The sequence below is a fragment of the Streptomyces hydrogenans genome (assembly GCF_014656075.1).
Lineage (GTDB): Bacteria > Actinomycetota > Actinomycetes > Streptomycetales > Streptomycetaceae > Streptomyces > Streptomyces hydrogenans.
Genome location: NZ_BNBS01000191.1, coordinates 1 through 10,070, shown reverse-complemented (window position 1 = coordinate 10,070; position 10,070 = coordinate 1). Strand labels below are relative to the sequence as shown.

The window sequence follows — 10,070 nt, the reverse complement described above, 5'->3', positions numbered from 1 at the left end:
GATCCGGCCCGACTTCGTCGCCGGGCTGCGGGTGCTGGCCGCCAACCCGGCGGTGCTGTGGGGCACGGTCCTGCTGACCGTCACCAACTTCGCCATGCTGACCGTCCAGTCCAACCTGGCCTTCCTCACGGCGGGGCCGACCGGATCCGAGACCTCCCGCCTGGCCGTGGCCCTCGTCGCCCAGGGCGGCGGCGCGCTGCTCGGCTCGGTCCTCGCCCCCGCCCTGCTGCGCCGGTGGCCGGCGGGGCCGCTCGTCGCGGCCGGCATGGGAGTCCTCGCGCTCGCGCTCGGCCTGCCCGCCCTGTCCCACGCCACCGTGCCGCTGTCGGCGGCGCTGTTCCTCAGCGGGCTCGCGACCTCCGCGATCGTCGTGCCGTGGCGGACGTACCGCCAGGACGTCGTCCCCGAGGCGTACATCGGCAGGGTCGTCTCCGTGCAGCGCACGGTCGGCTTCGCCCTGAACCCCGTCGGCGCCGTGGTCGGCGGCGTCGTCACCTCCTCCCTCGGCCCCGCCGCGATCTTCCTGGTCGCCGGCGCCGTCCAGACCGCCGTCTGGCTCTGCGCCTGGCGCGGCCCCGTGGGCCGGGCCGGCCTGCGGCCCGCCGAGTCGCCCGCGCTCCTCGCCGCGGGCGCCGCACCCCCCACCCGTACCTCCTGAGCAGAAGGCACCTCCTCACCATGACCACCCAGGACCTGTACTTCGTCCCGCTCGGCGTCGCGCTCGGCGACCCGTACGACCTCGACGACGTCGCCGGGATCGACGCCGAGCAGGCGGAGCGCTACCGCTCGTACGGCTACGCACGCGTCCGCGTCAGCGACCGGGACGTCTTCTCGCTGTGCCACGAGGCCGTCGGCGAACACCCCGCCTTCACCGAGGCGCGCGACGCGATCGACTTCTTCACCTACGCCATCGAGCCGAACATCCAGAGCAGCAACAACTGGATGCTCAACGAGGAGGAGTGGAAGAAGCCCGACATCCGCTGGCTGGTCCAGCAGCTGGGCGTGCGCCCCGGCCGCATGGTCGGTCTGTCGATGTACAACTGCGCCACCTTCCTCAGCGGCGTCGACCTCGCGGCCATGGCGATCCGCTCGGGCGAGGCGAACGTCGCCCTGGGCGTCGTCGCCGGCGTCGCCAACGAGTACAGCCCGCGCGTCCCGCACGCCTTCCACGTGCAGAGCGACGGTGCCACCGGCTTCCTCGTCACGGCGGAGTCCGGCCGACCGGACGCGTACCGCATCGCCGGGCACCGGGTCGACTACGTGAACCCCAGCGACTTCCGCGACCTGGACGGCACCATCGACGAGACGCGCTACTTCACGCTCAAGGCGCTGAAGATCCGCGAGACCGTCGAGCGGCTCCTCGCCGAGACCGGCACCCGCCCCGGCGACCTGACCCAGGTCTTCGTGCAGAACCTCGGACGCGCGTCCATGGTCAAGTACGGCCGCCTGTGCGGCGTCCCGGAGGAGCGGGTGTGGCTGGACAGCCTCGCCGACCACGCCCACGTCATCGGCATCGACAGCCTCGTGAACCTCCACCAGTACCACCGCTCCCGGCCCCGCGGCACCGGCGGCCGGCTCCTCGTGCTCGGCACCTCCGGCATGAGCTGGGGAGCCATGGTGCTCGAACACACCGACTGAGACGCCGGCCCGACCGCCCCGAGCCGTCGGACCCGCCGCCACCCGCCACCACCCACCCCGAGCCCGAAGGGGAGCGCCGCATGAGCGCCCGAGCCACCCAGTCCCTGATCGACGTGTACCGCGAGATCACCCACCTCGCCGCCGACGCCGACGTCGACCTCGACGCCCCGCTGTCCGACACCCCGCACTGGGACTCGGTCAGCCAGATCGAACTGATCGTCAACGCCGAGGAGCTGTACGGCGTCCGTCTCGGCGAGGCCGACATCCGTGACTGCCGCACCCTCGGCGACTTCATCGCCTCCGTCGAACGGCGCGCCGATGCGGGCTGACGCGACGGGGGAGGGCCCGCTGTACCGGGCGCTCCTGCACCATGCCCAGGAACGCCCCGACGCGCCCGCCCTCGCCGACGCCGACCACCGGCTCGACTACGCCGCCACCCTCCACGAGGTCGACCGGAGGGCGGCGGCGCTGGCCGCCTCCGGCGACGCCTGGACCGTGCTCGACGAACAGGCCGACGGCAAACTCGGCTTCGCGCTCGACTACCTCGCCGCCGCCAGGGCGAACACCCCGGTGGTCGTCGCCGAGGGCACCGCCCTCACCTCCGAGATCGCCGACCTGCTGCGGGCCCGCGCGGACGAGGTGCGCGGGCTCGGCCTGGCCGCCCCCGAGGTGATGTTCACCTCGGGAAGCTCCTCGCGGGCCAAGGCCGTCCTCCTCGACGGCCACCGAATGTACGGCAAGGCCCGGCGGATCAACGCCTTCATGGGGGACGCCCGCCACGCCACCGAGATCCTCACGCTGCCGCTGCGCCACTCCTTCGGCCTCGGCCGGCTGCGCTGCGCGATCGCCGCGGGCCGGGGCGTGCGCCTGGTGGACCGCCTGGAGTCCCCCGACGGCCTCTTCGCGGTGGCCGTCGCGTACCCCTCCGCCGGTCTCGCCCTCATCGCGACCCAGGTCAAGATCCTCCTCGACCGCTACCCCGGCGCGCTGGGCGGGTTCGCCGACCGGCTCGCGTACCTGGAGATCGGCAGCGAACCGATGGAGGCCGGCCACCGCCGCGCCCTGACCGGGCTCCTCCCCGACACCAGGCTCGGCATGCACTACGGCATGACCGAACTCTCCCGCGCCACCATGGTGGACCTCCTCGCCCCCGGCCCCGCCGGACTCGGCGCCGGTCACCCCCTGCCCGACGTCGAACTCGCCTTCGACGCCGGTGACGGCACCGGGACCGGGGAGGACGGCGCGCCGGAGGCCACGGAGGGCGAGATCCTCCTGCGCGGGGACGCCATGCTGCGCGCCTACGTCGACGACACCGGGATCCGGCCGGTGGCGCCCGGCAGCCGGCTCCGCACCGGCGACCACGGACACCGCGCCGCCGACGGCTCGCTGGTCGTCGAGGGACGCCTGTCGAACGTGGTCAAGATCCTGGGCAAGAAGGTCTCCATGGAGGAGACGGAGAGCGCGCTCCGGCCGCTGCTGGCGGGAGGGGACTGCGTGTGCGTCGCCTCGGAACTCGTCCCCGGCGTCACCACCCTCGTCGCGGTCGTCGAGGCGAACGGCCCGGGCGCGCCCGACCGCGCCGCGCTCCACCGCGAACTCGGCGCGCGGCTCCCCGCCCACCAGGTGCCCCGCCGCTTCGTGACGGTCGACCGGCTGCCCCGGCTGCCCGGCGGCAAGACCGACCGCCGCCCCGCCGCCGAACTGGCCCGACGGAGGCCCGCCCGTGGCTAGCGACGACGCCACGCGCCCGGAACGGGCCGCCGCCCCGCGCGTGAGCATCTGCATTCCCGTCTACAACCGGGAGGCGCAGCTGGAACGCGCGCTGCGCAGCGCCTGCGAGCAGACGTTCCGCGACATCGAGATCATCGTGGTGGACAACGCCAGCACCGACGGCAGCGCCGACGTCGCCCTGCGCCGGGCCGCCACGGACGACCGCGTCCGGGTGGTCCGCAACGAGACCACGCTCGACAAGACGGACAACTGGTGGAAGGCCCTCACGCTGGCGCGCGGCACCTACGTGAAGCTCCTCTTCTCCGACGACTGGATCGCCCCCGAAGCGGTGCGGAGGTCGGTGGACGTCCTCGACGGCTCCCCGGACGTCGGCTTCGTGTACTCGGCGATGACCTGGCACACCGGAGACCGGGCCAACACCTGCTACGCGGCGCCGACCGACACCGACGAAGCCGCCGACGACTTCCTCCACCGGTCGGCGCCGATCGCCGACCTCGTCCCCGTCACCACCTCCTGCGTGCTCATGCGCAGGACCGACGCCCTGGAGGCGTTCGAGCAGCGCATCCCGGCCCGGCTCGCCGACGACACCCACCGCCTCGGCCTCGGGTACTCCGGCACGCTCCTGTGGCGCATCGCCCGCCGCTACCCCCGGGTGCACCACCTCGGCGAGGTTCTGGCCCACTCCGCCGACGCGCCGACCGGCGAGCAGGGCTCGCGGGAACGCTACGCGGACCGCGCCGAGATGCTGTGGTGGGGGCACCGCAACGCCTTCGCCCACTTCGCCGACGACCCGACGCTGCCGCGCCGGGTCCGGCAGGGCCTGATCACGGTGATGTTCCTCCACACCGTCCCGGTGGGCCGGTCCGCCACCCGGCAGCGGCTGGCCGGCTTCCGGCGCCTCTTCCCCGGCTTCCGCCTGCACCACCTGCGCCCCTGGCGGCGCGAGGCCCGCCCCCACCTGCGACGTCTGGTGACACCCCCGGACCCGCTGGAGATCCTGGGCCCCCACGTGCGGCCGCGGCGCACCCCGCACACGACCCGAACCACCGGAGACCACGCATGAAGCACCTCGTCCTCAACCGCGCGGCACTGCTCCGCAGGCCCTACCAGGACTGGCTCGGACCCGAACACCGTGCGGTCCTCGTGACCGACGCCCGGTCCGTCAGCGTGGAGCCCGACCGCAGGGAGCGACAGCTCGCCGGATACGACGAGGTGCGCCTGGTCGACGCCTTCCACGACAACGCCGCCCTGGAACTGGACGTCCTGGAGCTCCACGCGACCCACGGCTTCGACCGGATCGTCGCCCTGGGGGAGTTCGACCTGCTCCGCGCCGCCCGCCTCCGCGAACTCCTCGGCCTGCCGGGCCAGTCCGTGAAGAGCGCCCAGGCGTACCGGGACAAGCTCACCATGAAGCCGGCCCTGCTGGCCGCCGGGCTGCCCCTCGCCCCGTTCGCCCCGGTGCCCGACGCGACCTCGCTCGTCGACTTCGTCCGCCGCCACGGCTACCCGGTCGTGGTGAAGCCCCGGCGCGGCGGCGGATCCATGGGCGTGACCGTGCTCCGGGACGAGGCGGAGCTGCGCGCGTACGCCGCCGCGAACCCGGCGCTCGGCACCGACGACGCGGCGCAGCTGCTCGCCGAGACCTACCTCGACCACGAGCTCTTCCACGTCGACGGCATCGTCGTCGACTCCGTCCCCCGGCTCGTGTGGGCCTCCACCCAGGGACGGGCCACCTGCCTCGGCGCGCTCTCCGGCGAGCCCGTGCGCAGCTGCATGCTCGACGCCGACGACCCCCTGCTCGTACCCCTGCGCGAGCTGACGACCAGGGCGCTGGCCGCGCTGCCCACGCCGGACACCACGCTCTTCCACGCGGAGGTCTTCCGGACCCCCGACGGCGAGCTGGTGTTCAACGAGATCGGCTGCCGGATGGGCGGCGGACGCATCGAGGAATCCCTCGAACTGGGCTTCGGCGTCTCGCTGCCCGAGCTGTACGTGAAGGCGCTCGCCGGCCGTCCGCTGCCCGAGATCCCGACGGAACCCGCGCGGATCGCCGGACTCCTCCGGTTCCCCCCGCGCCACGGCACGGTCCGCGCCCTCCCCGGCCCGTGCGAGATCCCCGGCGTCGTCGACTTCCGGGTGCGGGCCCGGGTGGGCGCCGTCCTCGGCCGCGCCAAGGTGAGCGCCGAGAACTTCGCCTCGGGCCTCGCGGTGGGGGAACGCGCCGCGGACGTCCTCGGCACCCTCGACCGACTGGAGTCCTGGGCGCGCGCAGAGACGGTGATCGACCCGGTCGACTGACCGTCTCTCCGCGCGGCCCCGGCCCGCCCACCGACCGGGTTGCGTGGGGCGAACACGTCCAGCACGACATCGGCCGCCCCGTCGACCAGCGGGAACGGACGAAAGACGTCCCAGGCCACCGCGGCGGCTCGGCGGTGGGCTCGTGCTGCCGAACGCAGCGCGCGCACCGAGGTGTCCAGCCCCAGGCCACGGGCGCCGGGCAGCCGGTCGAGTGCGCCGGCCAGGTAGTAGCCCGTGCCGCATCCCACGTCCACCACCGTGCCCTGCCCGGACACGGCGTCGGCCGCCAGGCGGGCCCCGGCCTCGCGGATCGGCGAGTAGGCGCCGGTGGACAGGAACCGGTCCCGGGCCTGGACCATGGCCGCGTCGTCGCCGCTGGTGACGCGGGTGCCCGTCAGCAGGCCGGCATAGCCGTGCCTGGCGATGTCGAAGGCATGGCCCACCGGGCAGCACAGTGCACCGTGGTCGGGGCGCAGGTGGCGCGTACGGCACGTCGGGCAGCGCAGCAGATCGAGGGAGAGATCGAGGGCAGGGGGAAGCGTCATGGGCACGAGGCACTCCTGGCAGGAGGTGAAGGGAGGGGATCGTGCCTGCGCGATCAGGGCGTCACTGCCTCGGAAAGGAACGGCAGCATCGGGACGCGGTTCGCGCGGCAGGCACACCGAGGAGGGCGGCGCCCTCCGGCGTCGCCCTCAGCGCCTTCCCTTACAGGAAGCAGCAGTGCGGGGTGCTCATGAATGCCACGTCACAAGTCTACGAGCACGGCGGAGACCGTCATGCCCCAGTGCCCGGGAAGAGCGGGGGAGACCCGACCTGGCCGGCGCCCTCCTCCACGACCGCGTAGCCGGGAACCGACGGCCAGCGCACCGTCAGCACCACCGAGTCCTCCTCCGCGACCCACGAGTGGTCCACGCCCCGCCCCCAGACGACGTAGTCGCCCTGCCGCTCCAGGAGCACGCTGCGACCGGGCAGTTCGACCCGGAAGCGACCGCTGATCAGCACCAGCAGGGCCGTACGCACCTCGCCCCGCGCCCACAGCGCCCGCTCCTCACCGCGCGGATGCACCCCCCACTTGATCTCCACGTCCTCGCTGTGGCGAGGACTCCCGGGCTCCTTGAAGTGCCCGAGGAGCCATCCCTTGTCGAGCGCGGCGTCCGCGCCCGCGTTCCCCACGTACACACTGCTGTTCACCCGACGGGACGCTATCAGCGGGCCGAACGCGCCCTCCGCCGGCGATACGGTGGCCACCGAACACGGCTGTACGGACGACGACTTCCGCATGGAGGAACCGCGTGGGCACCGACCTGTTGGTCATGAAGATCGGCCACGGCTTCGACCACCTGGACGTGGACGGCGACGGGCTGCTCACCGAGCACGACCACGTGCTGTGCGGCCGGCGGGTGGCGGCCGCCCTCGGCCACGCCGAGGGCTCGGACGGCGAACGGCGGATCGTCGACGCCTACCTGGGCATCTGGCGCGACCTGCACCTCCCGCACCTGCCCGAGGGCGCCACCGCCATCTCCAGGAAGGACTTCATCACCTCCACCGCGGGCCTGGCCGAGGACCCGGAGGCCGCCGCGGCCGCCGTCGGCGCGCTGGCGCGGGTGTTCCTGGAGATCGCCGACACCGACCGGGACGGCCGCGTCTCCCCGGCCGAGTTCCTCGTCTTCCAGCGCGGCCACTTCCCCGGCCTCACCGAGGCGGAGGCCGACGAGGCGTTCACCCACCTGGACACCGACGGCGACGGCTCCCTCTCGGCCGAGGAGTTCGTCCGCGCCATCACCGAATTCTGGGCGAGCACCGACCCGGACGCCCCCGGCAACTGGTGGATGGGCCGCCCCGGCCGCCCGTAGGGCACCCCGCCCGCCCCCGGCACGAAAGGCCGGGCGGCTCCGTCCCGCCGTCCGCGACGACGGGCGCGCGGGAGCGACGCTCGACGCCGGGACAGACGGCGGCCGTACGGGAACGAGTCCGGGTCCCGGCACCGGGCCGCGCGGCCCGGCCGGGCGTCTCGCGACGTCGTTGTCGGGCGCGAGCGGGACGGAGTTAACGATCTTGGGCGGGGCTGGTCACGGACCGGGCGGCCCGAAGGGGGCCCGATGCGCGGTCTTTCCCCGTCGCGGATGAATCGTTCCCCCAATTCCCCGGAACCCCGCAGCCCGTGATCTTCCCGGCGCGTTAGGACAAGCAGGAAACCCCCTCCCACCGCCCTCCCGCACCGCCTGCCCGTCCTCGCTCCCGCCCCTCGGAGACCCCATGACCACCGCCCCGGCACCCACCCGGGTCCGGATCGCCGCATCCTGCCGTTCCGTGACAGAGGCCCCCGCCTTCTCCCTCGTCGTCCTGACCGTGATCCTGGGCAACGCCGTCCTGCTCGGCGCCGAGACCTACCGCGGCTTCGCCGGAGACCACGCCGTCCAGCTCCGCGCGGCCGAGCACGGCTGCCTCGCCTTCTTCACCCTGGAGATGCTGCTGCGCCTCGGCGCCCACGCCGACCGGCCCAAGGAGTTCTGGCGCGACGGCTGGAACGTCTTCGACCTGATCGTCGTGGCCTGCGCCTACATCCCCTTCGTACGCGAGAACGCCACCGTGCTGCGCCTGCTCCGCATGGTCCGGGTCCTGCGCACCGCCCGGTTCCTGCCCCAGCTGCGGATCCTCTTCATCGCGGTCTCCCGCAGCCTGCCCGGCACCGTCAGCTTCCTCTTCGTCGGCGCCGTCATCCTCTACGTCTACGCGATGGTCGGCTGGGTCTGCTTCGGCTCCCACGACCCGGCCCACTTCGGCTCCCTGGGACGCGCCCTGCTCACCCTCTTCCTGCTGATGACCCTGGAGGGCCTCCAGGACGCCATCTACAACGGGCTCGCCATCTCGCGCCTGAGCATCCTCTACTACGGCTCCTACGTCCTGCTCGCCTCCTTCGTCCTGGTCAACGTCCTCATCGGGGTCGTCGTCGACGGCCTCGACGAGGCCCGCGACTTCGTCGCCGCCGCCGTCGACACCGCCGGCCGCGCGAACGACCCGGGCAGGACCGGGGCCGACGCCCGCCCCGCGACCTCCCCCGCGGAACCGGACACCGGGGAACTCGCCGACCGCATCGCCGGCATGCGGCGGGCGCTCGACACCCTGGAGCAGTCCCTCGCCGCGCACCCGCCCGCCCCCCACGACCGGGAGCGCATGACGACCGTCGCCTGACCCGCCCGCTGTGGCGTCAGGGCGGGACGGTGCGGAGAATGAGAGGGCCGGACGGCGCGCGGGACGACGCGCGCGGAGCCGACAGGGATCCAGGTGATCGGGCATGTGTCGATGGCTCGCCTACTGGGGCACGCCCGTACTGCTCGACACCATCCTGTACCAGCCCGCCCACTCCCTGATCGATCAGAGCCTCCACTCCAAGCTCGGCGTGGAGACCACGAACGGCGACGGGTTCGGCGTCGGCTGGTACTCGGAGCACATCGACACCCCGGCGCTCCTCAGGGACGTCGGGCCCGCCTGGAACAACCGCAACCTGCGCGAGCTGGCGGACCACGTCAGCTCCCCGCTGTTCTTCGCCCACATCCGGGCCTCGACCGGCACGGCGGTACAGCAGTCGAACTGCCACCCGTTCCGGCACGGCCGCTGGATGTTCATGCACAACGGCGCCATCGCCGAGTTCCCCCGCCTGCGCCGCGAGCTCACCCTCCTCGTCGACCCCGGGCTGTACGCCGACATCGAGGGCACGACCGACTCCGAGGTGATGTTCTACCTGGCGCTGACCTTCGGCCTCGACCGCGACCCGCCCGCCGCGGTCGCCGCCATGGCCGGGGTCGTGGAGCGCGTCGGACGCGCGCGCGGCGTGGAGCACCCCCTCCAGATGACGCTCGCCCTCACCGACGGCGAGCGCGTCTGGGCTTTCCGCTACTCCAGCGCGCGCGCCTCCCGCTCGCTGTACTACAGCAGCCGCGTGGAGGCCCTGCGCCGCCTCCACCCGGACATCGGCTTCCTGAGGGGCCTGTCCGAGGACACCCGCCTCATCGTCTCCGAACCCCTCGGCGACCTGCACGGCGCCTGGAACGAGGTGCCGGAGAACAGCTACGGCGTCGTCCAGCCCGGCACCGACGAACTCCACCGCTTCACGCCCGCGCCGGCCTGACCCCCCCCCGCCCGCCGCGCGCGGCGAGGAGGACACGCGGCCCGGGCGCCCACGGCACCCTCAGGACCAGGAGGCGGTCACCAGGGCCCGCTCGGCGGCGTCCAGGTGGACCGCCGAGGCCAGCCACGCGCGGGCGTACGCGTCGGGGGAGGCGTCCACCAGCCGCCCGAAGGAATCCCGCGGCCGGCGGTCCGCCTCCGCGGCGACGCCCTCGGCGAGCACGGCGGCGTCGGCGAGGCCCGCCCGGCGCAGCGGCACCCCGAGGGCCGTCCGG

10 protein-coding genes and 2 pseudogenes are annotated in these 10,070 nt (G+C 73.7%); 9 read left to right on the top strand and 3 right to left on the bottom strand.

The window, feature by feature from the left end:
- The 6 genes from IE321_RS39110 to IE321_RS39085 all read left to right on the top strand — a co-directional run.
- Positions 1 to 658, top strand: a 658-nt coding sequence (locus IE321_RS39110) for an MFS transporter (RefSeq protein ID WP_373316664.1), incomplete at its 5' end; no start/stop codon positions are given.
- Positions 659 to 678: 20 nt separating this feature from the next.
- Positions 679 to 1,638, top strand: a complete 960-nt coding sequence (locus IE321_RS39105; RefSeq protein ID WP_190226425.1) for a 3-oxoacyl-[acyl-carrier-protein] synthase III C-terminal domain-containing protein — start codon at positions 679 to 681, stop codon at positions 1,636 to 1,638.
- An 80-nt stretch (positions 1,639 to 1,718) separates the two neighbouring features.
- The gene (locus tag IE321_RS39100; protein ID WP_043224379.1) at positions 1,719 to 1,967 is read left to right on the top strand and encodes an acyl carrier protein; all 249 of its coding nucleotides are present in this window, start codon (positions 1,719 to 1,721) and stop codon (positions 1,965 to 1,967) included.
- On the top strand, positions 1,957 to 3,369 hold the full coding sequence (locus IE321_RS39095; RefSeq protein ID WP_190226424.1) for a class I adenylate-forming enzyme family protein: 1,413 nt from the start codon (positions 1,957 to 1,959) through the stop codon (positions 3,367 to 3,369). The genes IE321_RS39100 and IE321_RS39095 overlap by 11 nt, the downstream gene beginning before the upstream one ends.
- On the top strand, positions 3,362 to 4,432 hold the full coding sequence (locus IE321_RS39090) for a glycosyltransferase family 2 protein (RefSeq protein WP_051842107.1): 1,071 nt from the start codon (positions 3,362 to 3,364) through the stop codon (positions 4,430 to 4,432). The genes IE321_RS39095 and IE321_RS39090 overlap by 8 nt, the downstream gene beginning before the upstream one ends.
- Positions 4,429 to 5,667, top strand: a complete 1,239-nt coding sequence (locus IE321_RS39085; RefSeq protein WP_190226423.1) for an ATP-grasp domain-containing protein — start codon at positions 4,429 to 4,431, stop codon at positions 5,665 to 5,667. Before IE321_RS39090 ends, IE321_RS39085 begins: the two co-directional genes overlap by 4 nt.
- 35 nt (positions 5,668 to 5,702) lie before the next feature.
- On the opposite strand, the pseudogene IE321_RS42585 reads toward IE321_RS39085, so the two are convergent.
- Both IE321_RS42585 and IE321_RS39080 read right to left on the bottom strand, forming a co-directional pair.
- Positions 5,703 to 6,218 (bottom strand): annotated as a pseudogene (locus IE321_RS42585) (putative RNA methyltransferase); the annotation flags it as partial.
- Positions 6,219 to 6,441: 223 nt separating this feature from the next.
- Positions 6,442 to 6,858 (bottom strand): cupin domain-containing protein, encoded by a 417-nt coding sequence (locus IE321_RS39080; protein WP_190226422.1) that lies wholly within the window; start codon positions 6,856 to 6,858, stop codon positions 6,442 to 6,444.
- A 101-nt stretch (positions 6,859 to 6,959) separates the two neighbouring features.
- On the opposite strand from IE321_RS39080, the gene IE321_RS39075 reads away from it, so the two are divergent.
- The 3 genes from IE321_RS39075 to IE321_RS39065 all read left to right on the top strand — a co-directional run bounded on the left by IE321_RS39075 (position 6,960) and on the right by IE321_RS39065 (position 9,796).
- Positions 6,960 to 7,520: an EF-hand domain-containing protein gene (locus tag IE321_RS39075; protein ID WP_190226421.1), complete on the top strand. Its 561-nt coding sequence runs from the start codon at positions 6,960 to 6,962 to the stop codon at positions 7,518 to 7,520.
- A gap of 403 nt (positions 7,521 to 7,923) precedes the next feature.
- Positions 7,924 to 8,859 (top strand): ion transporter, encoded by a 936-nt coding sequence (locus tag IE321_RS39070; RefSeq protein WP_190226420.1) that lies wholly within the window; start codon positions 7,924 to 7,926, stop codon positions 8,857 to 8,859.
- 103 nt (positions 8,860 to 8,962) lie between these two features.
- Positions 8,963 to 9,796, top strand: a complete 834-nt coding sequence (locus IE321_RS39065; RefSeq protein ID WP_190226419.1) for a class II glutamine amidotransferase — start codon at positions 8,963 to 8,965, stop codon at positions 9,794 to 9,796.
- A gap of 60 nt (positions 9,797 to 9,856) precedes the next feature.
- Here IE321_RS39065 and IE321_RS39060 read toward each other — a convergent pair.
- Positions 9,857 to 10,070: pseudogene (locus IE321_RS39060) on the bottom strand (hypothetical protein); the annotation flags it as partial.

Coding starts and splice junctions, on each gene's coding strand:
- IE321_RS39105 (WP_190226425.1), top strand. CDS start 679: ATGACCACCCAGGACCTGTACTTCGTCCCGCTCGGCGTCGCGCTCGGC.
- IE321_RS39100 (WP_043224379.1), top strand. CDS start 1,719: ATGAGCGCCCGAGCCACCCAGTCCCTGATCGACGTGTACCGCGAGATC.
- IE321_RS39095 (WP_190226424.1), top strand. CDS start 1,957: ATGCGGGCTGACGCGACGGGGGAGGGCCCGCTGTACCGGGCGCTCCTG.
- IE321_RS39085 (WP_190226423.1), top strand. CDS start 4,429: ATGAAGCACCTCGTCCTCAACCGCGCGGCACTGCTCCGCAGGCCCTAC.
- IE321_RS39070 (WP_190226420.1), top strand. CDS start 7,924: ATGACCACCGCCCCGGCACCCACCCGGGTCCGGATCGCCGCATCCTGC.
- IE321_RS39065 (WP_190226419.1), top strand. CDS start 8,963: ATGTGTCGATGGCTCGCCTACTGGGGCACGCCCGTACTGCTCGACACC.